This window comes from Suttonella indologenes (assembly GCF_900460215.1).
In the GTDB taxonomy this organism is placed as follows: Bacteria; Pseudomonadota; Gammaproteobacteria; order Cardiobacteriales; family Cardiobacteriaceae; genus Suttonella; species Suttonella indologenes.
In genome coordinates, this window is the sequence record NZ_UHIA01000004.1 from 916742 (window position 1) to 941966 (window position 25225).

Here is a 25225-nt window from a genome sequence, read left to right on the forward strand (position 1 = left end):
ATGAATTTTAAATTTGTTGTTATTTGTAATTTTCCTCCTTCAATTATAAATTTTAGAGGAAAGCTTTTAGAAGCAATAGCAAGTAAGGGATATGAAATTTATATTTTATCACCTAATTTGCAAGATTTCCCCAATGAAGCACAATTTTTATCAGAACAAGGATATCATTTAATAGAAATCCCTATGCAGCGTACAGGGATGAATCCGTTATCTGATCTTAAAATGATGTGGGCTATTTATAAGACTCTAAAAGAAGTTAAAGCTGATTATGTATTAGCTTATACAATTAAGCCGGTCATTTATGGAATGTCCTCTGCTTGGTTTGCAAATGTACCTAAACGGTTTGCACTAATTACAGGCTTGGGCTATGCCTTTCAATCAAATGATAAACCAACAAAATTACAAAAGATAATCCGCCATATGTATAAATTTGCATTAGCACGAAGCAGTAAAGTTTTTTTTCAAAATCCTGATGATAAGGCATTATTCAAAGCATTAAACTTGATTCCTAATACTCCCTCTGTAATTGTAAATGGTTCGGGTGTACATCTTTCTAAATTTAATGTTGTTGAATTACCGTTAAATGATACTGGTTACCCTAAAGCTTCATTTTTACTTATTGCTAGATTGCTAGTAGATAAAGGAATCAGAGAATATTTTAATGCAGCTAAAGAAATTAAAAAGATTTATCCACAAGCAGAATTTCATCTAGTAGGGTGGATTGATAGCAATCCTTCCTCAATTAGTCAGTCGGAGTTAAATGAATGGATTCAAAGTGGCATAATCCACTTTTGGGGAAAACTTTCAGATGTTCGTCCTGCTATTGTTGCAAGTTCTATTTATGTTTTACCGTCTTATCGTGAAGGAACGCCTAGAACAGTATTGGAAGCAATGGCAATGGGGCGAGCTATAATCACAACAGATGCTCCAGGATGTCGTGAGACAGTGGTAAATGGAGAAAATGGTTATCTAGTGGAAGTACAATCGGTGGATAGCTTACAACAAGCTATGGAAAAATTTATTCTAAATCCATCTTTGATCATTGAAATGGGAAAAAGATCACGTGAATTAGTAGCTGAAAAATATGATGTAAATAAAGTTAATCAGCATATGATTCAAGAAATGGAGATTTAAATGCTAAAACGCCTATTTGATATTACAGTTTCAATTGTTGCGTTGATTTTATTTTTACCAATTTATACGATTGTTACTTATAAAGTAAAGAAAAATCTAGGTTCTCCAGTTTTATTCCGTCAAATTCGCCCGGGATTGAACGGTAAGCCTTTCGAGATGATTAAATTTCGAACAATGAAAGACGCTGTTGATGCTCAAGGGAATCCATTGCCGGATAGTGAGCGTTTAACGCCATTTGGAAAAATGTTGCGTGCTACTAGCCTTGATGAATTGCCGGAACTTTGGAATGTATTAAAAGGCGATATGAGTTTAGTTGGTCCTCGTCCGTTGTTAATGGAATATTTACCGCTATATAATGAAGAGCAAGCGAAACGGCATAATGTTCGCCCGGGTATTACCGGTTATGCTCAAGTAAATGGGCGAAATGCAATTAGCTGGGAGCAAAAATTTGCATTAGATACTTGGTATGTTGAAAATCAATCATTTTGGCTAGATATTAAAATTTTATTTAAAACAGTAAAAAAAGTCTTTTTTAAAGAAAATATTAGTGCGGAAGGAGAAGCCACAATTTCTAAATTTACCGGTACAAAATCAGACAAAATTTTTGCCGTTTATGGTGCTTCCGGTTGTGGGCGTAGCTTAATGCCTGTTGCCAAAGAATATCTAGAAAAACAAGATAAGCAAGCTGAGTTATGTTTCATTGATGATAGTTTATCTGAAGAAGCAAAAATTAACGGATATCGAGCAATGAATTATGAGGCTTTTAAGCAACAAGAATATGCAGAAAAAGCGGTTTTAATAGCAATTGCAAGCGGTCAAATTCGTGAAAAAATTTGCAATAAATTAACTGCTGACGACATTAAATTGTGGTCGGTTATTTCACAAAGTGCGGTTATTATGGATTCAGTTTCAGTTGAAGAAGATTGTGCGATCAGTCCTTTTGTTACATTAGGATCGAATGTGCAAATAGGGAAATCTTTTCACGCCAATCTTTATAGTTATGTAGAACACGATTGTGTTATTGGTGATTATGTTACCTTTGCTCCGAGCGTAAAATGCAATGGCAATGTGCATATTGGCAACCATACTTATGTTGGAGCTGGAGCAATGATTAAGCAAGGAACACCTGATAAACCGCTTAAAATTGGCAAAAATGTTGTAATAGGAATGGGAGCTGTTGTGATTAACGATATTCCTGATGATGTTACTGTTGTTGGCAATCCCGCTAGAATTTTAAAGAAATAAGATTTTGCTGTTTGGAAATTTAAGATGAAACCACCATTTTTCATTACAAATAAAATGCTTAATCTTATGGTAAAAATATCCTATAAATTAGGCACATTACAGATTGAGTATGAGCGGAATTTACATTTGCGTAAAGAAAATCGTATCCGCTCTATTCATTCATCGTTAGCGATTGAAAATAATAGTCTGACGCTTGAGCAAGTAACAGCGGTACTTAACGGTAAACGAGTTTTAGGGCATCCAAAAGAAATTCAAGAAGTTAAAAATGCCTATGATGCTTATGATGAAATACTTAGTTACGATCCTTATTCCGTACAGGATTTTCTAAAAACTCATCATTTATTAACTCAAACAATAGTTGATGAATCAGGGAATTTTAGAAGTAAAGATGTCGGTATTTATAATGCCTCCGGACAATTAGTTCATATGGGAGCGAGACCGCAGTTTGTTGAAAAGCTGATTAGTGATTTATTTACTTGGGCAAAGAATGATGATACGCCGGATTTAATTAAAAGTGCGGTTGTCCATTATGAAATTGAAATGATTCATCCTTTTAATGATGGAAACGGTCGAATAGGTCGATTATGGCAGAATGTCATCCTGAGTCGTGCTAATCCCATTTTTGCTTGGATCCCTATCGAAACGATTATATACGCTCATCAAGCGGAATATTACCAAGTCTTGGCACAAGCGGATAAAGAAAACGATTCAACCGTATTTATTGAATTTATGCTCGGTGTTATATTAGAAACTTTGGAAAATTATTGATAAAAATAGGATAACTTATGCTAAATACCCCTTTTGAACCTTGGCCATCATTTACGCAAGAAGAAGCAGATGCGGTATCAAAAACAATTCTTTCCAACAAAGTCAATTACTGGACAGGGCAAGAGTGCCGTGAATTTGAAAAAGAATTTGCGGACTATACTCAAACTAAATATGCTGTGGCACTAGCCAATGGTACCTTAGCACTTGATGTCGCTTTAAAGGCACTAGGCATTGGTGCTGGTGATGATGTAATCGTAACATCTCGTACTTTCCTTGCTTCAGCAAGTTCTATTGTTACGGCTGGAGCTAATCCGGTATTTGCTGATGTAGAGCTAGACTCGCAAAATATTTCTCGCCGTACGATAGAAGCGGTTTTAACGCCAAATACAAAAGCGATTATTTGTGTACATCTTGCCGGCTTAATGTGCGATATGGATCCGATAATGGCATTGGCACAAGAAAAAGGCTTATATGTCATTGAAGATTGTGCCCAAGCTCACGGTGCAATGTATAAAGATCGTTCAGCCGGTTCTATCGGACATATTGGTGCTTGGTCTTTCTGCCAAGATAAAATTATGACAACCGGTGGCGAAGGCGGTATGGTAACGACCAATGATGAGAATCTGTGGAACAAAATGTGGTCGTATAAAGATCATGGTAAAAGTTTTGATGCAGTATATAATCGGCAACATCCTGTCGGCTTTCGTTGGTTGCACGAGTCTTTCGGAACAAATTGGCGCATGATGGAAGTACAGGCCGTTATTGGGCGCATTCAGCTTAAACGAATGCCTGAATGGACGAAGAAACGCAATGAAAATATGAATGCAATTTTATCTGCTTTTAGCAATAGTCCTTATTTTACCGTATTTAAACCGACTGATGATTATCTGCATGCTGCTTATAGATGTTATGTGCAAGTTAATTTGAATAAATTGCCAGATGGTTGGTCAAGAGACCGTATTATGCAAGAAATTAATGATTTTGGTGTTCCTTGTTATAGCGGTTCTTGCTCAGAAGTCTATTTAGAAAAAGCATTTGAAGGTACCCCTTGGATTCCTAAAGAGCGTTTGGCGAATGCAAAACAGTTAGGTGAAAGCAGTTTAATGTTCTTAGTGCATCCGACCTTAAGCAAAGAAAATATACAAAAAACTCGAGAAGCAATTTCTTTTATATGTAAAAAAATAGATGAATTGTTATGAATATTAAAGCAATCATTTTCCCATTAACTGCTGCATCAAGAAGGCTAAAACAAAGTTTTTTGAGCTTTCTTGATTTTTTTGTATTCCCATTATTATTATGGGGCTGCTATGTAATACGTCTATTTGATTTATCAGTAGATGCTGTTCCCAATTTAATGTTGGGAGAATGGTTGGTCTCGTTAGTTGCGGTTTTCAGTTTGTTCTTAACAGGTGTATATCGTTTTATTGTGCGTAGTTTCAATGAGATGATGATTGGTCGCTTAGCTATGGCAACTATTCTAACCGTTATCGTGTTGTATTTATTGGCTCGTACCACATCTGCTTTTATTCCTAATAGTATTCCGTTGATGTTTGGCTTTACTATGTTTGCTTGGGTCTGGTTTAGTCGAAGTGTAATTCGTTTCTTTATTAGGATATTATTTCTGCAAACTCATAAATTGCGTAAACGTATGGTGATTTATGGAGCAGGAGCGGCAGGGCAACAAGTTGCAGGTATTTTAATTCGCTCCGAAGATCATTTGCCCTTATATTTTATTGATGATAATCCCGCTTTAAATGGTCGTATTTTAGGCGGATTGAAAGTTTATTCCGCTGAGCAAGCTAAACAACGTTTTGCAAGATATCAGATTGATGAAGTTTTAATTGCTTTACCTTCAGTCAGCCGTGAGCGTAAACAAGCAATTGTTAAATTTTTAGAAGATTCTTCAATAAAAATTACTGAGTTACCGGGTTTAACTCGCTTAGTTGATGGGAATATTCGTATTTCCGATATTCAAGATGTCGATATTGTTGATTTGCTGGGAAGAAATCCTGTGGCTCCTATTCCAGAATTATTATCTAAGAATATTAAAAATAAAGTGGTAATGGTAACAGGTGCAGGCGGTTCAATCGGTTCGGAATTGTGTCGCCAAATCATTAAAAATCAGCCAAGGTTATTAATTTTATATGAATTAACAGAATTTGCTTTATATGCCATAGAAAAAGAATTGCAGCAGTCTGCTCAATGTAATCTTATTCCTATTTTAGGTACAGTGTTAGAACAAGCTAAATTGGAACGTATTATTGAGCAATATCAAGTGCAAACAGTTTATCATGCGGCTGCATACAAACATGTTCCTTTAGTAGAGGCTAATCCGATTGCAGGCTTGAAAAACAATGCGGTTGGTACGGCTTTCAGTGTCAATGCATCTGTCAACAAAGGTGTTGAAACATTTGTTTTGATTTCAACAGATAAAGCTGTTCGACCTACTAATGTGATGGGCGCATCTAAGCGTATGGCGGAGCTGTATTGTCAGGCAATGGCAGAAAAGCAACATCAAACTCAAATTAGCATGGTACGTTTTGGCAATGTATTGGGTTCTTCCGGTTCGGTTGTACCTTTGTTTAAACAGCAAATTGCCAAAGGCGGACCAATTACGGTTACCCATCCTGATGTTACTCGCTATTTTATGACTATCCCAGAGGCTTCACAGTTGGTCATTCAGGCCGGAGCTTTGGGAACGGGGGGCGATGTATTTTTATTAGATATGGGAGAACCTGTTCGGATTCAAGATTTAGCTCGTCAAATGATCAAATTAAGCGGTTTAACATTTAAAGAGCAAGCTAATCAAGAAGGCGATATTGAAATCCAATATTCAGGATTGCGTGCAGGCGAAAAATTATATGAGGAATTACTCATTGATAAAGAAAATGCCCAAAAAACCCTACATGATTCTATTTTTTTAGCAAGAGAGAAGCTTTTTCCTTATGATGAAATTGTTACTGTGATTGAACGCATGGCAGTATTAGAAGAATCGGAAAATGATTTAGAATGGGTATTGGAACAGTTAGAATATTATGTTGACGGTTATAAGCGTAGTCAAGATGTGCGCAATTATTCGGCATAAAATATTTTCATTTCAAGTTGAGATGCTGTTCTAATATTTTTTCTCATAATATTTGGAGAACTAGAGATGGCAAAGAAAAAAATTCAATCCTTGCATCATTGGCAACGGCAGGATCCGTATTATCAGCGTGAAATTGAAAAATACGGTGAGAATCCTTTGCCGAGTCGCGAGTTCATTATGCAGTGCTTGGAAAAAGAGGGGCGTTTATTAAGTTTCGCCGAGATTATCAATATTTTCCAGCTTGATGAGGCGCGGGCGGAATTATTCGGCCATCGTTTAAAAGCCATGATTCGTGCGGGGCAGTTGATGTCGAATCGGCAGGGACAAATCGGTTTGTCGCGCAAGATGGATTTGGTGGCGGGGCGTGTGATTGCGCATCCTGAAGGTTATGGTTTTCTGCATTTTGAAGGCGATGAGCCTGATGGCTTTATTCCGCCTAAGTATATGAATGAGTTGATGCATGATGACAAAATCCTAGCACGTGTCAGCGATATCGATCGGCAGGGGCGCAAGGATTATGCGCCTGTGGAGATTTTGGAGCGCGGTCAGGCGCGGATTGTGGGCAAATTAAGCCATTTGCAGGGTTTGTGGTTTGTTTTGCCTGAGAACCGCCGTTTAAATCGGCAGTTTTTCATTCCTGACGATAAGCGCAACGGAGCGAAAAACGGCGAAATCGTGGTGGCTGAAATTGTGGAATATCCCACGCGCCACAGCCAGGCGATGGCGAAAATTTTGCACGTTTTGGGCGAAGAGCGCGCTGCCGGCATGGAAGTGGAAATCGCCTTGGAAAATCATAATATTCCGCGGGAGTTTCCTGAGGCGGTGCAGCAGGAAACGGCGGCTGTGCCGGAGGCTTTGCGTGCGCAAGATTATGAAAATAGGTTGGATTTGCGCCATTTGCCTTTTGTTACTATTGACGGCATTAGTGCGCGCGATTTTGACGATGCGGTGTTTGCAGAGAAGCGCGGCGCGAATTATTGCCTGTATGTGGCGATTGCCGATGTGTCGCATTATGTGAAGCTGGGGCGTCCTTTGGACGAAGAGGCGCATTTGCGCGGCACTTCCGTCTATTTCCCTGACCGTGTGATTCCGATGTTGCCGGAAAAATTATCCAATGGATTGTGTTCGCTTAATCCGCATGTGGACAGATTATGTATGGTCTGCCAAATCACGCTGGCGCCCGACGGCAGCATTAAGCGGAGCAAATTTCATGAGGCGGTGATGCATTCGCATGCGCGCCTGACTTATGAAACGGCGCAGAAAATCATTTTTGACCGCGATGCTTTATTGCGCGAAAGTTTTGCCCAATTGCTGCGCCCCTTGGACACGCTGGCGGCGGTGTATGAGATTTTAAAAGCGGCGCGCGAAGCGCGGCATACGATTAATTTCGAGTTTGCGGAAGCGGAGTTTGAATACGACAGCGAAGGCAAAATCGAAAGCATTAAGGCACGCGAACGTTTGGAAGCGCATAAATTGATTGAAGAATGTATGATTGTGGCGAATATTGCGGCGGCAAAATTTTTAAGCAAACATAAGATTCCCGCGCTTTATCGCGTGCATGACACGCCGGGGATTGACCGCTTAGGCAAGCTCAAGCAATATCTGTCGCGGATTGGTCTGGGCGGCAAAATCCGCATCGGCGACAGCGTCAGTCCGCAGCAATTGGCGCAAGTTTTGGCTTTGGCGCAAGGGCGGCCCGATTATGCCTTGATTGAGAAAATGCTGTTGCGCACGATGGAGCAGGCGGTATATTCGCCTAAAAACCGCGGACATTTCGGCTTGGCTTTGGAAAACTACGCCCATTTTACCTCTCCTATCCGCCGCTATCCCGATTTGCTCGTCCATCGCGCCATTCGCCATATTTTGCGCGGCGGCACAGCGGAAAATTATGCCTACAACGGCGAGCAAATGACGGAACTGGCGATACATACTTCCATGACCGAACGCCGTGCCGACGATGCTACGCGTGAGGCGATGGATTTCCTGAAATGCGAATTTATGAGCCATCGCATCGGCGAAGAATTCGGCGGCCAGATTTCCAATATTACCAGCTTCGGTTTATTCATTACTTTGGACGATTATTTCATTGACGGGCTTGTGCATGTCTCCAGCCTGACTAACGACTATTACCATTATGATGCGGACACGGTTTCGCTGACGGGCGAGCGCAGCGGACATGTATTCCGCATGCTTGACCAAGTGCGGGTGCGCGTGGCAAAAGTCGATATCGACGACCGCAAAATCGATTTCGCTTTGCTCAATCATGCCGGCAAACGCCATAAAACCGCCGCTTCCGCGCCCAATCATGAGGCGACCAAAGCGGAGAAGCGTGCGAAAAAGAAAGTCAAAAGCAGCAAGCATCAGCGCGTAGAAACTAAAAAACCTGCCGTCGAGAAAAAAGCGACGAAGAAAAAAAGGAAAATCAAATGAAAACACAATGGATTGGCGGCATACATGCCGTCCGCCAAGCCTTGACGGATAAACGCATTCTGCGGGCGGAAATCGTCGAAGGCAAAAAAAGCAAGAATTTGGCTTTATTGCTGGAAGATATGCTGGCGCAGGGTATTGCGATTGAACGCGTGCCGCTTTACGGCATTGATATGCGTCTGCCCGACGTGCGCCATCAAGGCATTGCCGCGGAATGCCTTGTGGCGGAGCAGGCGGCGAATTGGCAGGCAGCAATCGCCGGCATTGAGCAGCCGCTGATATTGGTCTTGGACGGTATTCAAGATCCGCATAATCTCGGCGCTTGTCTGCGCAGCGCTTTGGCAGCGGGCGTGGATGCCGTATTGCTGCCCAACAGTCGTTCGGCGGATATTACGCCGGTCGTGCATAAAGTTTCCTGCGGTGCATCGGAAGTGCTGCCGATTTCCCGCGTTGCCAATCTCAAGCGCGAAGTCGAGGCGATGAAGGAAAAAGGGCTGTGGGTTGTCGGCGGCGCCGGCGAAGAAAGCGTTTCCCTCTACAGTCTTGATTTGCGCGGCGGACTGGTGATGATTGTCGGCAATGAAGGCGAGGGCATCCGCTTCGGATTGCGGGAGTGCTGCGATTATCTCGCCGCCATTCCGATGGCGGAGGGCATGGAAAGTCTGAATGTATCGGTTGCCTGCGGCGTGATGCTGTTTGAAGCGAGAAGGCAGCGTTTGTCGGGCGCCTAAGCGTATTTGAACTCACACAAGCATGACAAATTATATAGTCTCTTAACTTCAAAATGAGATTATTCTAAGCGCTTCTCCTGACAAAATGTGTATCTCTAAGTCTCATTTTGAAGTTAAGGTACTATAGTAAATTCATCAAAATTTCCTTACTGGTGAAACCCCTCCCTTTAGGGAGGATAAGTCTTGTGGGAGAGGTGTAACCTCTTCCAATTCAGGGCAACACGTAGAGCGACGCTTTATGTGTCGCTCTGTGTGTTGAAACATAGCAAAATCAATCACTTTTTGATGGTTAGATCGGCTACTTGTATCCGACATTGCTTGAAATATCAATTTTTCGGATTCAAGAATCCGACCTACTTCCCTATAAATTAGTAGCTTAGATATTTATATCCATCACAATTTGTCATGCGAGTGCTTTCTGGCATAAACGCCTAAGCTAAGGTTAAAAATATAATGTTCGTATTTGTCATGAATTGACTGTGTTTAAACCAAAGGTTGGTATAAAAGCGCTAAGAAATCAATCCGAATATCGGCGGCTTTGGCATGAATGTTTTTGCGTTCAATATTGAGATTTTCCACGCGATAGTGGTATTCGATATCGGCAAGGGCTTGCGCCAATTCCTGCTCTACGGCGGCAATTTCCTGCTCAATCAAAGCAGCTTTTTCTTTTGCCGCGGCAAGATCTTGGCGTTCTTTGCCGATATTGCCGGCTTTGCGTATGGCGCCGGCGGCGCGGTTAATATTGCTTTGCGACAGCACCTTGCGCCCTGTGAATGCGCCCAGCAAGGCGCCGCCGATGGCAATGCCTGTGCTGAGCAGGCTATTTGAGGCTTGCGCGTTTTCTCTTTCAAGGGCTTGTTCGGCGCTGATTTGCCGGCGCGCTAATCGCATTTGCTTGCTGTTATAGCTTTGGCGCAGTTTCTGCACGGCTTGGTCGCGTTGTTCGTGCGCGGCGGTGCTGAGACGGTTGCGGAAGGTCTGTTCGCTTTCGCCTGCTTCGCTGTAAATTTTAAAGTCCGGCGCATAGAAAATCTCTAGGCTCTTGAATTGGCGCAAAGCGGTTTTGAGGCTGCGTTCCCATGCCGTCCAGCATTTGTTGTCGCCTAGGCTCGGCGGTGCAGGGTGGAAATGCGCCGGCTGTGTCGGGCTGCTTTGCAATTGCTCGAGATTAAGCGCCAGAGGAGCGGCTTGCGTCCAATCGATATCGCCATTTTCCTCTAGGGCGACATTGAGTAAGATTTTATTTTCAGTGCGGATATCGGCTTTGGCGTCTTGATAGAACAAGGTAGCGGCGGCAAGCAGGGTCGGAAAATAATGCGCCGGCGCGCCGTTTTTGCCACCGGGCGCATAATAGGTGGCAATGCCATTGGGCAGCAGGGCGGGATGCTGATGCGCCGAATGAAGATGTTTGTCTTTTGAAGTATTGTCGGCGCCGTCGGTGCTTTGGCTGAGTCGGCGGATATGTTCGGCGCCGAGCGGTCCTGCCAGATAGCTCATTGCCCAGCGGGTTTGCAGGATGCAGGGCGCATTTTCATGAATGTTTTTCATTAGGAATTGACGTTTGCCCAGTTGGTCGAACCATTGATCGAGTTCGGCGGCGTTTAAACCGGCTTCGCCTGCGCTGAGCAGACCTTCGCGCAGACGCTTGCGGTCTTGCGCGGTTTGCAGGCGTCCGATAAACCATGTGCCGGCATTGGAAAGGGCTTTGTAGTCCAAATCAATCGGGTTTTGCGTGGACAGAACGAGTCCGAGACCAAAGGCGCGCGCCTGTTTGAGCAGGGTCAGGAAAGCGGCTTTGCTGGCGGGATTGCTGTTAGGCGGCAGATAGCCGGCGATTTCGTCCATATAGAGAATGGCGCGCAGGGTGGAAGTGCCTTGTTGGCGGCGCATCCAGGCAATTAGTTTCGTCAGTAGCAGGCTGACAAAATACATTCTTTCGCTGTCGCTTAAATGCGCGATGTTCAAAATGCTGGTTTGGGCGCGTTTTTCAGGGCTGTAAAACAGGTTTTCGCAATCCAGCGCTTTGCCGCTGCGCCATTGGGCGAAGCCCGGTGCGGCAAGAAGATTGTTCAGTCCTAAGGCAAGGGATTGGCGTGATTTTTCCGGAAAGACTTGCGAAAGCGGCAAGATGCCGATTTTTTCAAAAGGCGGTCGGCTGATGGCGGCAATTAAGCCGCCTAAGTCTATGCTTTGCTGCTGCGTCCAGAAATGATTGAATATGTGCGTGAGGAAGACATGCGCCGGCGACAGGCTGTCATTGTCTTGCTTGAGCAAGGCAAGCAGACTTGCCGCGCTGCTGTCAAGATAGTCGGCATAGGCTTCGCGATTGGTTTGAATTTCGGCGGGCGGCGGCGGGAAATCGCCGATTAGTGCCAGCGGCAGACCAAGGCTGCTGCCCGGCGTGTAGAGATGTACGGGATTGCCGGCTTTGAGCATTTGCATGCGTTCGCTGCTTTGCCCTGATTGTTCAATGCCTTGCCGCCATTGCTCGGCGGTGTTTTCCGCCCATGTCGGCGCATCGATGCCTTGCTGGGCTAAGACGTCGGCATCGGCATAAGGCAGAAAATCTTCTGCCTGCAAACGGGGAAAATTGAGCAAGAGATTGCCTAAATCGCCTTTGGGGTCAATGGCGATGACGGGGATATTGTCTAATGCCGCTTCTTCCAAGAGGCTGATGCCCAATCCGGTTTTGCCTGAACCGGTCATGCCGATAATCACGGCATGAGTGCATAAATCCGCGGCATCGTAGAGCAGGGGGCGTTGCTCCGGCTGAATTTCATTGCCCAGATAAAATTGTCCGATGTTTTCAGGAATTTGATTCATGCGTCCTCCCATAAGGCGAGCAATGCGAGCAAATCCGCCTGCTCGATAAAAATGCTGGCTTGTTCGCGTACGGCAGGGCGGGCAATGACGCCGCCGTAGCCGATAACTACATCTGCCGCCGCTTTTCCGAGTGCGGCAACATCGCTCATACCGTCGCCGACCAAATACAGGCTTTTGAATTGATGACGAGCTTTCCATTGCGCCACGATCTCGAATTTGCCGACGGCGGTCGTTAAGGGACTGGGCAGCACGCCGCGATAATTGCCCTGCACATCATAATCCAAGGCAACAGCGAAAATATCTTCCTCGGCAATGCCCAGCGATTGTCCGAAGGGCAGCACCGCGTCCAGTAAACCGCCGCTAACAATGCCGACCCGTACTCCTTTGTCCTGCAAATGGCGCACAATTTCTTGCGCATGCAGACAGGGATTGGCGGCATATAAATCCGCAATTGCCCGCACGTCGCTGCGGCTCGGGCGGATAATCTCCAGCCTTTTGGCGTAAACGGCTTCTAGCGGCACTTCGCCGTTCATGGCGCGGTCGGTAAGGACGGCGATTTCGACACGACAATTTTTTGCCGCCGCCAGTTCGTCAATGCCTTCAATCGTGCTTAGGGTGGAATCGCAATCAAAAATAAGGGCTTGCGGCAGGGAAAAAAAGGGCATGGTCAATCCTGTGTGAGAAAAGCGGACAATAAAAAAGCCGGTTTTATCCGGCTTTTTTATGATGGCATTAAAGTGCGTTAATGCCTGAAGTAACGCCTTTTAAGGAAAATTCTACGGTTTGCTGCTGACCGCCGGCGAAGGTGGCGATTTGCAATTTATTACCTGCTTTGATTTTATTTAATATATCGCTTTCTAAAGGAATGGCAACATGGCAGCCGCCCGGCGAGCAGTAATCCAAGGGAACACTTTTCACTTCTTTCGTATCAACGGCAATGCCGATGCCGGCATGTAGGACTACGCCTAAAGGTACAGTAATGAATAAAACCGCCTGATTATTGGCTTCAGGCACTTTTCTAATCGCTAATAAGCCGACAACGGTACCGGCTTGGTTTTTCGCTTCTTGCATGATGCCGCACATGCCTTCTTGGCAAACGCCTTGCCAGTCGCCGTATTTTTGTCCGTTAGTAACGGCGGCTTGGGCGGCAAGACCGGTGCCTAAAACGGCGGCAATCAAGAGTTGTTTGAATTTCATGGTTCCTCTCCATATAAATGAAAATTTGTATCAGTGTATCAATTATATCGTCTTAGGCAAGCAGATTTTCATTTCGCAATGCTTGGCGCAGCCGAGCGGGATGCGATGCCTATGCTATGATGCCTTATTTTCAGGAACCTTTATGCGGATAAAAATTTGCGGTTTAAGCTGCGCGGAAGATGTGCAGGCGGCGGCGGCGGCGGGGGCGGATGCTTTGGGTTTTGTCTTTTATCCGCCTTCAAAACGCGCGGTTTCGATTGAACAGGCGGCGGCATTGTTATCGGCGGTGCCGCCTTTTGTGCAAAGCGTAGGGCTGTTTGTGAATCCTGAAGCGGCATTTGTGCGGGCGGTATTAGAGAAAGTGCCGCTGGAGGTCTTGCAATTTCACGGTCAGGAAGAAGCGGCATTTTGCGCCGGTTTCGGGCGGCGTTGGATTAAGGCGGTGCCGATGCAGGATTTGCCCGACAGCGCCGCGGTCGCGCAGTATTGCAGCACTTATGCGCAGGCGGACGGTTTTTTATTAGATGCTTTCGGGGCGCAATCCAACGGTGGAAGTGGGAAAGTATTTGATTGGAAAAAGATTCCCGCGATGTCTAAAGCGCTGATTCTGGCGGGTGGCTTGAATGTCGAGAATGTGGCGGCGGCGGTAAAAGCGGTGCGTCCTTGGGCGGTCGATGTGTCTTCGGGTGTGGAAAGTGCGCCGGCACGGAAATCATTTGCTAAAATGCAGGCTTTTATTTCTCAAGCAAGAGCAGCAGCTTTATGACAGATTATTATCAATATCCTGATGCACGCGGTTATTTCGCCCAATTCGGCGGACAATTTGTTGCCGAAACCTTAATGCAGGCCGTCTTGGAATTGCAGGACGCTTATGAAAGCGCGCGCAATGAGCCTGCTTTTTGGCAGCGTTATCGTGAGGAATTGCGCCATTATGTCGGACGTCCCTCGCCTTTGTATTTCGCCAAACGTTTGAGCGAACGCGTAGGCGGCGCGGAAATTTGGCTGAAACGTGAGGATTTGAATCATACGGGCGCGCATAAGGTCAATAATACGATTGGGCAAGCCTTGTTGGCGGAGCGTTTGGCAAAACGGCGCGTGATTGCCGAAACCGGCGCGGGGCAGCATGGCGTGGCAACGGCGACGGTCGCCGCACGTTTGGGCATGGAATGCGTGGTCTATATGGGCGCTGATGACGTGCAGCGTCAAGCGCCGAATGTCTATCGCATGAAATTGCTCGGCGCGGAAGTGGTGGCGGTGAAATCCGGCTCGCGGACGCTCAAAGATGCGATGAACGAGGCGATGCGCGATTGGGTCGCCCATATCGACGATACGTTTTACATCATCGGTACGGTGGCAGGTCCGCATCCTTATCCGATGTTGGTGCGCGATTTTCAAAAAGTTATCGGCGAGGAAGCCAAAGCGCAATGTCAAGAGCAATTCGGCGCTTTGCCAGATGCGGTGGTGGCTTGCGTCGGCGGCGGTTCGAATGCGATCGGGCTGTTCTATCCTTTCTATGACGATGCCGGCGTGCGCATTATCGGTGTGGAAGCCGGAGGACGCGGTTTGCATACGGACGAACATGCCGCGCCTTTAAGTGTCGGTGCGCCCATCGGCGTACTGCACGGCAACCGCACGCGGATTATGAGCAATGAAGACGGACAAATCGCCGCAACGCATTCGATTTCCGCCGGTTTGGACTATCCCGGCGTCGGACCCGAGCATGCCTTTTTGCAAGCCAGCGGCCGCGCCGAATATGTGGCGGCGACAGATGAGGAAGCCTTGGCGGCCTTCCATGATTTATGTCATTTGGAAGGGATTATTCCTGCTTTAGAATCCTCGCACGCCTTGGCGCATGCGATGAAATTGGCAAAAGAATTGGGCAAGGGCAAGCGCATTGTGGTCAATCTCTCAGGGCGCGGCGACAAAGACATTAATACGATTGCCGCCTTAGACGGCATCACTTTGTGAGGTAAGCATGAGTAAGAGAATGGAGGCGGTTTTCGCCGCTTTGGCAGAAAACGGCCGCAAAGCATTGATTCCCTATATTTCTGCCGGTGATCCGCTGCCGGAACAGTGTGTGAACGTGATGCATGCCTTGGTGGCGGGCGGGGCGAATATTCTGGAATTGGGCATTCCTTTCTCCGACCCAGCCGCAGACGGCGAAACGATTCAATTAGCTAATGAGCGTGCTTTGGCGCGCGGCGTGAGTCTGCCGGATGTTTTGGCGATGGCGGCGGAATTTCGCCAGCAGGACAGCGCAACGCCGATTGTTTTAATGGGTTATTTGAACAGTTTTGAGCGGCGCGGCTTTGCCCAGAGCATGCAGGCGGCGGCGCAAAGCGGCGTGGATGCAGTCATTTTGGTCGATTGCCCGATTGAGGCTTTGCCGGATTATGCGGCGGACTTGAGCGCGAATAATATGACCGCGATTCAATTATTGGCGCCTACCACCGGCGCCGAGCGGCAACATAAAATTATCGCCGCTGCAGAAGGCTTTATTTACTATGTATCTTTGCGCGGCGTCACGGGCAAACAGGAAGCGCAGGCGCAAGCGATTCGCCATGCGGTAGAAGACATCAAAACTCAAACAAAAACGCCTGTCTGCATTGGCTTTGGCATTCGCGACGGTGCTACCGCCAAGGCAATGGCGGCATTTGCCGACGGTGTGATTATCGGTTCGGCTTTGGTCGCCAAATTATGGCAGGCCGCGCAAGAGGGGCAGGATGTGCCGCAGGCGGCAAGAACATTTGTAGAAACTATCCGACAAGCTCTGGATAATTGAGAGGAAAAACATGGGTTGGTTTGATAATTTGATGCCCTCGCGCATCAAAACCAAAAATAAAAATCAGCAAATTCCGGACGGTTTATGGCTGAAGTGCAGCAGTTGCAGCCGCACCTTGTATCGGCAAGACGTGAAAAACGCGCAATATGTCTGCCCCGAATGCGAGCATCATATGCGCATCAGTGCACGCGAGCGTTTGCAGAATCTTTTTGATGCGGATACGGAAATTCAAGAAATTGCCAAAGAATTGCAGCCGATTGATTTTTTGAAATTCAAAGACAGCAAACGCTACAAAGATCGGATTAGCCAAGCCAATAAGGCCAGCGGCGAAAGCGATGCGCTGATTGCCATGGCAGGCAAAATTTTAGGGCGCGATTTCACGGCGGCGGCTTTCGAATTTTCCTATATGGGCGGTTCGATGGGCTCTGTAGTGGGCGAACGCTTTGTGCGCGCGGTGGAATATGCCATTGCACATAAAACGCCCTTTGTCTGCTTTGCCGCCAGCGGCGGCGCGCGAATGCAGGAGGGCTTGACCTCTTTGATGCAAATGGCGAAAACCTCCGCCGCACTAACGCAGCTGCATAAGGCGGGATTGCCCTTTATCTCGGTCTTAACCGATCCCACGATGGGCGGGGTGTCCGCTTCTTTTGCCATGTTGGGCGATTTGATTATCGCTGAGCCGGGTGCTTTAATCGGCTTTGCCGGCCCGCGCGTGATTGAGCAAACGGTGCGCGAAACCTTGCCCGAAGGCTTTCAGCGTAGCGAATTTTTACTTGAAAAAGGTGCGATTGATATGATTGTCGATCGTCGCCGTATGCGCGAAGAATTGGCAGGCATCTGTGCCATGTTGCTGAACGAGGCGGCGCCGGAATATGACTGCGAGCCGGTGCTTGTCAGCGCAAAAACGGAAATGGCCGAGGCGGCGCCTGGCGATATTGCCGAAGAATCTGCGCAAGATGATTTGCAGGAAACGGCGGCGGACAGCGGCGGCATTGCCCACCCTGTGCGCGAAGAGGCGGCAGAAGCCGCTGCGCAGCACAGCCAAGAAGCGGTCGTATCTGAGAATGAGAAGAGTGCAGAAGAGAAATCATGAGTATGGTAGCCGCACCGCGCGGGCAAAATGATTTGGCGGCTTGGTTGGCTTGGCAGGAACAGGCGCATCCGAAAAGTTGGGATTTGGGATTAACGAGAATTTCGGCGGTCTGGCAGGCTTTGGGCGCACCGCGTCTAGCCGATTACATTCTCAGCATTGCCGGCACGAACGGCAAAGGTTCCTGCGTGGCGTGGGCGGAGGCAATCTGTCAAGCAGCAGGCGTTTCTACGGCGAGTTTTACCTCGCCGCATTTGCTCGATTACCGCGAGCGGATTCGTTTTGACGGACAAATGGTCGATGCGGCGGAACTTTGTGCCGCCTTTGACGCGGTCGATATCGCACGCGGCGAGATTTCTTTAAGCTATTTCGAATGGTCCGCTTTGGCAGCCTTTTATTTGATGGCGCAAAAGCGACCGCAAGTCGCGATTTTGGAAGTCGGCTTAGGCGGGCGTTTGGACGCGGTCAATTTGATTGATGCGGATGCCGTTGTATTGACAAGAATCGGTTTGGATCATCAGCAATGGCTGGGCGAAACGGTAGCGGAAATTGCCGCCGAAAAAGCCGGGATTATGCGGCAGGGGCAAAAAATCTTCTTTGCTGATCACAATGCGCCTGCCGCTTTGTTTGATGCCGCGCAAGCCTTGCATACGCCGGTCATGCAATACGGACGCGATTTCAGCGTGCAAGCGGCGCCAGATAGCCTGTCTTTGCATTTGCCGCAGGCGGTATTTGCAGATTTGCCCTTGCCGGCTTTGTTGCAAGGTGCGCATCAATACGGGCATTTTGCCGCCGTTGCCGCGGCTTTGGCAGACTGTCTGCCGCTGAATCGGGCGGTGCTGAGTCAGGCATTAAGACAGGCATATAATCCCGCGCGTCTGATGCTTAAAGATGGGCGTCCGCGCTATGTGATTGATGTGGCGCATAATCAGGACAGCGCCGAAGTATTGGCGGCTTTTTTGCATCGTATCCGCCGCCCGCAGGAGCGTTTTCATATCGTCTGCGGTATGTTGGCAGATAAGGATCATGCCGCGATTGTGGCGCATCTTGCAGAAGTCGGCGATGCTTGGTATTTTGCCTCTTTGCAAGGCGCGCGCGGCAGCGATGCGGCGGAAATTGCCGCGCAAGTCGTGCCGCTCTTAATCGGCAAAACCGTCGCGGCATATGAGGATGTGCAAGGCGCATTGGCGGCGGCAGTGCGGCAGGCGGCAGAGAATGATGCGATTGTAATAATGGGGTCTTTTGTGACGGTAACTGAAGTCTTAACTCAATGGAATAGTAATGAATAAATGGTTGGCACGCGCTTTAGGCGTGATTATTCTCGCGGTGGTTGCTGTGTTTTTTTATGACGGTTGGTTTAATCCCAAAGTGCCGCCTGCAATATTGGAGGGTAAAAAAAACGAAGAGGTAATCGCCTTGACGCCTGAGGGACGCAAAACCCTAGCGGAACAAGGTCCTTCCGAAACCGCCCAGCCGCCGCAGCCCGAGATTTCCCTGACTTCTTTGCAGGGTATGGAAAGCGATAGAGGTGCGCCGCCGGTCTTGGCAAGTCCGAATCAAAGCACGGATAGCAGCTCGAATATGCCCGAAACTCATGCGCCGCCGGCAGCACAGAGCAATCAAAGCGCAGCGACAGCGCAAAATAACAATATTCAATTAGAAAGCTTGGCGAATGCCCAAAGCAATAATAGGGCGGCAACACCGCCTGCAACGGCTCCCGCCAAGCCAACTGCCGCTCCGTCTGCGCAAGCACAGGGCTCTACATGGATTCAAGCCGGCTCTTTCGGCGAAAAAGCCAATGCCGACCGTTTAGCAGAAAATATTCGCAGCAAACGCTTGCCTGCAATCGTGGAGCCTGCGACCGTAAATGGTCGAACCTATCATCGCGTCTATGTCGGTCCGATTGCGAGCAACCGTCTAACAGACATTTTAGACAGTTTGTCGGCAATGGGTGTGAAAGCGCGGCAGATTAATCGTTGAGGACATTATGGATTTACAGGGTTTAAATATTTTTGATTTGGGATTGGGCGGTATTGTCCTGATTTCCGCCATTATCGGCATCGCACGCGGTTTGCTGCGCGAGATGTTGTCACTTGTGGCATGGGTAGCGGCTTTATGGGCGGCATTTACCTTTGCGGAAATGGTTTCCCAACAATTTGTGCAGCAAGTTATCAGCGATAAGCATATTGCCTATATCGCTTCTTTCGGCAGCGTATTTTTACTGGCTTTATTTTTAATCGGGCTATTGAATTTATTAATTACTTCTTTATTCAAAGCCACAGGATTGGGCGGTTTTGACCGTTTGTTGGGGATGCTCTTCGGTCTGGCGCGCGGGGCGATTATCGGCGCAGTGCTAATCTTTTTCGCGCGTTTATATCCCGGGATTGAAAAATTGCCTTCTTGGCAGCAATCGCAATTGGTGCCGGGTTTTTCCAATCTTGCCAATTGGGGGATTAAGCGCATTCCCGAACATGTGCGCGCCTATGCCGACTCGTGGATGAATCCGAATGAAGTAGTGATTTTACCTGCGCAAACGCCGAACACAGAGAGACAAAATCATCCTGCGACGATCGAACTCTCTTCGCTTAATGCCGTTGAAAATTCTCAGGCGGCGCGTCCTCAATTGAGTGCCGAGCAAGCCCGTCAGCAAAGCGCGCAAAGTAATGCTTTGTCCAATATTGCCGGCCCCGAAGCGGAAAACGCAGGTCTGCGTTTGGAATCTTTGCAAGATCAGAATTATGAAGGCGAAATCGAGGCCGTGCCGGAAGAGGCTGAAAGCGGTATTGCGCCGCTGCAATTAGAATCGCTGCAACCTTAGGAATTTTATGAGCAAACTAAACAAAGCCCGATTTGAAACTCGTGCCATCCGCGAAGCCGAGCAGCGCGGCGCATTTAACGAGCATTCGCCCGCCCTACATCTGACTTCGTCTTATGTGTTCAGCGATGCGGAAAATGCCGCCGATATTTTTGCAGAACGCATCCGCACCTTTAGCTACAGCCGTTTTGCCAATCCGACCGTCAGCATGTTTGAAGAAAAAATGGCTTTGTTGGAAGGCGGTGCAAGAGCCACCGCCACGTCAACCGGCATGGGCGCGATTTTAACCTTGCTGATGGCGGAATTATCCGCCGGCGATCATGTGGTCTGTTCGCGCAATTGCTTTGGCTCGACCTTAAACATGATTGGCAAGACTTTTGCCAAATTCAGCGTGGACAGCACCTTGGTGGACTTGCAGAGTCTTGAGCAATGGCAGGCGGCGATTCGCCCCAATACCAAACTGTTTTTTCTGGAAACTCCTGCCAATCCCTTGTTGGATATCGGCGATGTTGCCGCATTAAGCGCATTGGCGCATCAGCATGGGATTAAAGTGGTGGTGGATAATTGCTTGGCAACGCCTTATTTGCAGCAGCCCTTGGTATTAGGGGCGGATTATTCCGTGCATTCCGCCACCAAATACATTGACGGGCAGGGACGTGCCTTAGGCGGCTGCATTATCAGCAAAACCGAAGAAGACGGCGAAAAGATGTATCAGCTCATGCGTAGCTGCGGCACCACGATGGGCGCATTTGAGGCATGGCTGTTCGTCAAAAGTTTGGAAACCTTGGCGCTGCGTATGGACAAACACAGCCACAATGCTTTGCAGATTGCCCAATGGTTGGAAGAGCAGACGGCGGTGAAGCGCGTCTTCTATCCGGGTTTGCCCAGCCATCCGCAGCATCAATTAGCCAAAGCGCAAATGCCGCGCGGTTTTGGCGGCATGGTCAGCTTTGAGCTGCAAGGCGGCAAAGAAGCCGCTTGGCATCTGATTGACAACAGCCAATGGTTGTCGATTACGGGCAATTTGGGCGATACCCGCACCACGATTACCCACCCTGACACCACCACGCATTTTCGTGTTGCCCAAGAAGAAAAAGACCGTGTCGGCATCACCGGCGGCATTATCCGCTTATCGATCGGCTTAGAGCATGTCGAAGATATTCAAGCCGCGCTCAGCCAAGGATTGCCCGCCTAAATGCCCTTCGAAGCCTCTGCATCAAATCCGTCGGCACCGCACCGCTTTCTGCCATATCTCTTAGCGGTGTCGGCATTTATGCAGATGTTGGATGCCACCATTCTCAATACCGCCTTGCCCAGTATTGCCGCGGATTTGCAGGAATCGCCCCTGCGCATGCAATCCGCCGTGATTTCCTATGCCCTGACCTTGGCACTTATCATGCCGCTTTCGGGTTATTTATGCGATCGCTTCGGCACAAAGCGCATTTTCGGCGGCGCGATATTCGTCTTTGTTTTAGGTTCCTTGCTTTGTGCAGCAGCGCAGAATTTAACTATGTTAGTCGCTGCGCGTATCGTGCAAGGCATTGGCGGTGCGATGCTGTTGCCCGTGCCGCGCATGATTATGATGCGCGCCTATAGTAAGGACAGATTGCTGAATATCCTCAATATTATGCTTATGCCGGCTTTGGTTGGGCCTATTCTTGGGCCTTTGGTCGGCGGCTATTTGGTCGATTATGCCAGTTGGCATTGGATTTTTCTGATTAATGTGCCGATAGGGCTGCTCGGATTGTTCCTGACCTTTAAAATCATGCCGGATTTCTATGCCGTCGGGCGGATTTATCCCTTAGATATCAGCGGCTTTCTGCTCTTTGCTTTTGCCGCCGCCGGACTGACTTTTGCCGCGGAGATCTTCATATATCCTAGGCTCAGAATGTATGCCTTGATGCTATTCTTACTCGGCATTGCCAGTTTATATGCCTATTGGCGGCACGCGTATCATGATCCCGAGCCGCTCTATCAGCCGAATTTATTGCAGGTGCGCACCTACCGCCTCGGTTTATTGGGCAATATGCTCAGCCGTTTGGGCATGAGTGCGGTACCTTTTTTATTGCCGCTCTTGTTTCAGGTCGCTTTTGCTTACAGCGCCTCCGCTTCCGCTTGGATGTTGGTGCCGATTGCCATAGCCACTATGTTGGCAAAACCGTTCATCAAATCTTTAATGCGGCGCTTCGGTTATCGCCGCGTCTTGGTCATGAATACGCGCTTATTGGGCATATTGATTGCCTTATTGGCATTTTTGGATGCGGATACGCCGATCGTGCCGGCAATCATATTGCTTTTTATCATGGGCGCTTCTAACTCCATTCAATTTACTTCCATGAATACCATTGCCTTATCCAATTTGCGTGCTTGGCAAACCGGCAGCGGCAATAGCCTTTTGGCGGTTAATCAGCAATTATCGATTGCTTTCGGTATTGCCTTCGGCGCGATGTTATTAAATCAGTTAAGCGCCAATCTGGCTTTTCAGGATGATTTGCCGCAGGCTTTTCGTTACACCTTTATGATTTTAGGCGGCGTAACCTTTCTCTCCAGTTGGGTCTTTCGCGCTTTGCATCCGCGTGACGGTTCGAGTTTGGTAGGGGCGAAATAGCGACAGCCTTTCATTGCAAAACAAATTTGCAATGAAAGGCTGGAAAAGACTAAAAATTAGAATTTTGCGATGAATTCCGCATAGGCTTTGATAAAGCCCTGCAAAGTGGCTTTTGCCGCTTCGCTGACCAGTTCGCCCTTTTCATCGAATGCGCCGGCGAAGATGCCGCCGATTGTAGCTGCAAAGGGCGCAACCGGCATATTGACATAGGTGCTGGCAGCAATGGTACGCAGGGCGTCGACGGCGCGATTGCTGCCGCTGGCATTAACGCTCATCAGTCCTAAAGGTTTGCCGATCCACAGGCTTTGTCCTGCCGGACGTGAGACCACATCGATGGCGTTTTTGATCATCGCAGAATAGCTGCCGTTATGCTCGGGGCTGACCCAAATCACGGCATCGGCGGCTTTGATCGCTTCGCGTACGCGCGTATAGGTCGGCACTTCCTGCTCGTCCGAATCGCGATCATAAAGCGGTAAATCACCGATTTCCATGATATTAAGCTCTAGATTTTCCGGTGCGATTTTTTGCAGATGCTTGACTGCCAGATGGTTAAAAGAAGTCTTACTGGCTGAGCCAATCAGAACCGCAATGTGTTTAGTCATAGTTTACTCTCTTGTTTAGGGTTAGAAATGAGGCAGCTGCCCGATGAGGCGCAGCTGCTCGGCGTTTATTTAAGCCGGCTGAGATCGCGTACTGCGCCTTTGTCGGCACTGGTGGCGAAGTGTCCGTAGATTTTCAATGCGGTGGATATTTTGCGCGGACGCGGCGCGGCGGGTTGCCAGCCTTTGGCGTCTTGTGCGCTACGGCGCGCCGCCATTTCTTCTTCGCTGATGTCCAAACGGATGCTGCGCTCGGGAATGTTGATGTGAATGGTGTCGCCGTCGCGTACCAAGCCGATGGCGCCGCCTGCTGCGGCTTCGGGTGAGGCATGCCCGATGGAGAGTCCGCTGGTGCCGCCTGAGAAACGTCCGTCGGTCAGCAGGGCGCAGTCTTTGCCTAGGCCCATGGATTTCAGATAGCTGGTCGGGTAGAGCATTTCCTGCATGCCCGGCCCGCCGCGCGGTCCTTCGTAGCGGATAATGACGACATCGCCGGCTTTGACTTTGCGTTTTAAGATGCCTTGCACGGCATCGTCTTGGCTTTCAAAAACAATAGCTTTGCCGCTAAAGCGGTGAATGCTTTCGTCTACGCCGGCGGTTTTGACCACGCAGCCGTTTTCGGCGATATTGCCGTAGAGCACTGCCAGTCCGCCTTCTTGGGAATAGGCGTGTTCGATGCTGCGGATGCAGCCTTGCGCGCGGTCGTCATCGACGCTGTCGTAGCGGCAGTCCTGCGAGAAGGCGGTTTGTGAGCGCAGCCCCGCCGGTCCTGCTTTATAAAATTCGACTACTTCTGCATCAGGTTGGTTTTTCAAATCATAATGCGCAATGGCTTCGTCTAGGCTGCGGCTGTGTACGGTCGGCAAATCGGCATGAATCAGACCGGCGCGGTTAAGTTCGGCAAGAATGTTCATGATGCCGCCGGCGCGATGTACGTCTTCGATATGGTAGTCCGGCACATTGGGCGCGACTTTGCACAGTTGCGGAATTTTGCGCGACAGGGCGTCAATATCTTGCATAGTATAAGGCACTTGCGCTTCTTGCGCGGCGGCGAGTAAATGCAAAATGGTATTGGTGGAGCCGCCCATGGCGATGTCGAGAGTCATCGCGTTTTGGAAGGCTTCGTATGTGGCGATGCTGCGCGGCAGGATGCTCTCGTCGCCTTCATCATAATAGCGTTTGCAGAGGGCGACGATTTGGCGTGCCGCTTGTAAGAACAATTGCTTGCGATCGGCGTGGGTGGCGAGTACCGTACCGTTTCCGGGCAGGGATAAGCCCATGGCTTCGGTGAGGCAGTTCATGGAATTGGCGGTAAACATGCCCGAACAGGAGCCGCAGGTCGGGCAGGCGTTTTTCTCGAATTCGTCCACGACCGCATCATCGGCATTGGGATCGGCGGCATAAACCATGGCATCGACCAGATCGAGTTTATGTTCGGATAATTTGGTTTTGCCGGCTTCCATCGGGCCGCCGGAGACGAAAATGGTGGGAATATTTAAGCGCATCGCCGCCATCAGCATACCGGGGGTGATTTTGTCGCAGTTGGAAATGCAGACCATGGCGTCGGCGCAATGCGCATTGACCATATATTCCACGCTGTCGGCGATAATGTCGCGGCTAGGTAGGGAATACAGCATGCCGTCATGCCCCATGGCGATGCCGTCATCCACGGCGATGGTATTGAATTCTTTTGCTACTGCGCCCGCCGCCTCAATTTCTTTGGCAACCAGTTGTCCCATGTCTTTCAAATGCACATGACCGGGGACGAATTGGGTAAAGCTATTGACCACGGCAATAATCGGCTTTTTAAAATCCGCATCCGTCATGCCGGTGGCGCGCCATAGAGCGCGCGCACCCGCCATATTGCGTCCTGCGGTAGAAGTATGCGAACGCAGAGGAATTTTGCGACTCATGATGTATC

Annotated in this window: 21 protein-coding genes; 16 read left to right on the forward strand and 5 right to left on the reverse strand. The window is 48.5% G+C overall.

What is annotated here, in order from left to right; genetic code table 11:
* From DYC63_RS08525 to rlmB, 7 genes are all read left to right on the forward strand, one after another.
* Complete coding sequence (locus tag DYC63_RS08525; RefSeq protein WP_115218832.1) at positions 1-1134, forward strand: glycosyltransferase family 4 protein; 1134 nt, start codon at positions 1-3, stop codon at positions 1132-1134.
* Positions 1135-2379: a NeuD/PglB/VioB family sugar acetyltransferase gene (locus tag DYC63_RS13405; RefSeq protein WP_115218833.1), complete on the forward strand. Its 1245-nt coding sequence runs from the start codon at positions 1135-1137 to the stop codon at positions 2377-2379.
* A 24-nt stretch (positions 2380-2403) separates the two neighbouring features.
* Complete coding sequence (locus tag DYC63_RS08535; RefSeq protein WP_115218834.1) at positions 2404-3147, forward strand: Fic family protein; 744 nt, start codon at positions 2404-2406, stop codon at positions 3145-3147.
* A 17-nt stretch (positions 3148-3164) separates the two neighbouring features.
* The gene (locus tag DYC63_RS08540; RefSeq protein WP_115218835.1) at positions 3165-4346 is read left to right on the forward strand and encodes a DegT/DnrJ/EryC1/StrS family aminotransferase; all 1182 of its coding nucleotides are present in this window, start codon (positions 3165-3167) and stop codon (positions 4344-4346) included.
* A 2-nt stretch (positions 4347-4348) separates the two neighbouring features.
* Positions 4349-6232, forward strand: coding sequence for a polysaccharide biosynthesis protein (locus DYC63_RS08545; RefSeq protein WP_115219498.1), 1884 nt, complete (start codon positions 4349-4351; stop codon positions 6230-6232).
* A gap of 66 nt (positions 6233-6298) precedes the next feature.
* The gene (gene rnr / locus DYC63_RS08550) at positions 6299-8662 is read left to right on the forward strand and encodes a ribonuclease R (RefSeq protein WP_115218836.1); all 2364 of its coding nucleotides are present in this window, start codon (positions 6299-6301) and stop codon (positions 8660-8662) included.
* Entirely contained in the window at positions 8659-9390 is a 732-nt protein-coding gene (gene rlmB, locus DYC63_RS08555; protein ID WP_115217355.1) for a 23S rRNA (guanosine(2251)-2'-O)-methyltransferase RlmB, read from the forward strand. The genes rnr and rlmB overlap by 4 nt, the downstream gene beginning before the upstream one ends.
* Positions 9391-9873: 483 nt before the next feature.
* On the opposite strand, the gene DYC63_RS08560 is transcribed toward rlmB, so the two are convergent.
* From DYC63_RS08560 to DYC63_RS08570, 3 genes are all read right to left on the reverse strand, one after another.
* A complete protein-coding gene (locus DYC63_RS08560; RefSeq protein ID WP_172459471.1) occupies positions 9874-12213 on the reverse strand; it encodes an ATP-binding protein in 2340 nt (779 codons plus the stop codon).
* Positions 12210-12878, reverse strand: coding sequence for an HAD-IB family phosphatase (locus tag DYC63_RS08565; protein ID WP_115217414.1), 669 nt, complete (start codon positions 12876-12878; stop codon positions 12210-12212). The genes DYC63_RS08560 and DYC63_RS08565 overlap by 4 nt, the downstream gene beginning before the upstream one ends.
* A gap of 67 nt (positions 12879-12945) precedes the next feature.
* On the reverse strand, positions 12946-13410 hold the full coding sequence (locus DYC63_RS08570) for an invasion associated locus B family protein (protein ID WP_115217415.1): 465 nt from the start codon (positions 13408-13410) through the stop codon (positions 12946-12948).
* 142 nt (positions 13411-13552) lie between these two features.
* Here DYC63_RS08570 and DYC63_RS08575 point away from each other — a divergent pair, with 142 nt between their 5' ends.
* The 9 genes from DYC63_RS08575 to DYC63_RS08615 are packed head-to-tail and all read left to right on the forward strand — an operon-like array spanning position 13553 to position 22705.
* Positions 13553-14176 (forward strand): phosphoribosylanthranilate isomerase, encoded by a 624-nt coding sequence (locus DYC63_RS08575; protein ID WP_115219499.1) that lies wholly within the window; start codon positions 13553-13555, stop codon positions 14174-14176.
* On the forward strand, positions 14173-15378 hold the full coding sequence (gene trpB, locus DYC63_RS08580) for a tryptophan synthase subunit beta (RefSeq protein WP_115218838.1): 1206 nt from the start codon (positions 14173-14175) through the stop codon (positions 15376-15378). Before DYC63_RS08575 ends, trpB begins: the two co-directional genes overlap by 4 nt.
* Before the next feature lie 7 nt (positions 15379-15385).
* Positions 15386-16192, forward strand: a complete 807-nt coding sequence (gene trpA, locus DYC63_RS08585; protein ID WP_115218839.1) for a tryptophan synthase subunit alpha — start codon at positions 15386-15388, stop codon at positions 16190-16192.
* Between the two features lie 10 nt (positions 16193-16202).
* Entirely contained in the window at positions 16203-17285 is a 1083-nt protein-coding gene (gene accD / locus DYC63_RS08590) for an acetyl-CoA carboxylase, carboxyltransferase subunit beta (protein WP_115218840.1), read from the forward strand.
* Positions 17282-18571, forward strand: a complete 1290-nt coding sequence (locus tag DYC63_RS08595) for a bifunctional folylpolyglutamate synthase/dihydrofolate synthase (RefSeq protein ID WP_245888098.1) — start codon at positions 17282-17284, stop codon at positions 18569-18571. Before accD ends, DYC63_RS08595 begins: the two co-directional genes overlap by 4 nt.
* The gene (locus DYC63_RS08600; RefSeq protein WP_115218842.1) at positions 18564-19262 is read left to right on the forward strand and encodes an SPOR domain-containing protein; all 699 of its coding nucleotides are present in this window, start codon (positions 18564-18566) and stop codon (positions 19260-19262) included. Before DYC63_RS08595 ends, DYC63_RS08600 begins: the two co-directional genes overlap by 8 nt.
* A gap of 7 nt (positions 19263-19269) precedes the next feature.
* On the forward strand, positions 19270-20100 hold the full coding sequence (locus DYC63_RS08605) for a CvpA family protein (RefSeq protein WP_115218843.1): 831 nt from the start codon (positions 19270-19272) through the stop codon (positions 20098-20100).
* Between the two features lie 7 nt (positions 20101-20107).
* The gene (locus tag DYC63_RS08610; RefSeq protein WP_115218844.1) at positions 20108-21292 is read left to right on the forward strand and encodes an O-succinylhomoserine sulfhydrylase; all 1185 of its coding nucleotides are present in this window, start codon (positions 20108-20110) and stop codon (positions 21290-21292) included.
* The gene (locus tag DYC63_RS08615) at positions 21293-22705 is read left to right on the forward strand and encodes a DHA2 family efflux MFS transporter permease subunit (protein ID WP_115218845.1); all 1413 of its coding nucleotides are present in this window, start codon (positions 21293-21295) and stop codon (positions 22703-22705) included.
* 56 nt (positions 22706-22761) lie between these two features.
* Here the strand turns inward: DYC63_RS08615 and DYC63_RS08620 are convergent, their stop codons facing one another.
* Positions 22762-23307 (reverse strand): NADPH-dependent FMN reductase, encoded by a 546-nt coding sequence (locus DYC63_RS08620; RefSeq protein ID WP_115218846.1) that lies wholly within the window; start codon positions 23305-23307, stop codon positions 22762-22764.
* 65 nt (positions 23308-23372) lie between these two features.
* Positions 23373-25217, reverse strand: a complete 1845-nt coding sequence (gene ilvD, locus DYC63_RS08625; protein ID WP_218564595.1) for a dihydroxy-acid dehydratase — start codon at positions 25215-25217, stop codon at positions 23373-23375.
* Positions 25218-25225: the final 8 nt, after the last annotated feature.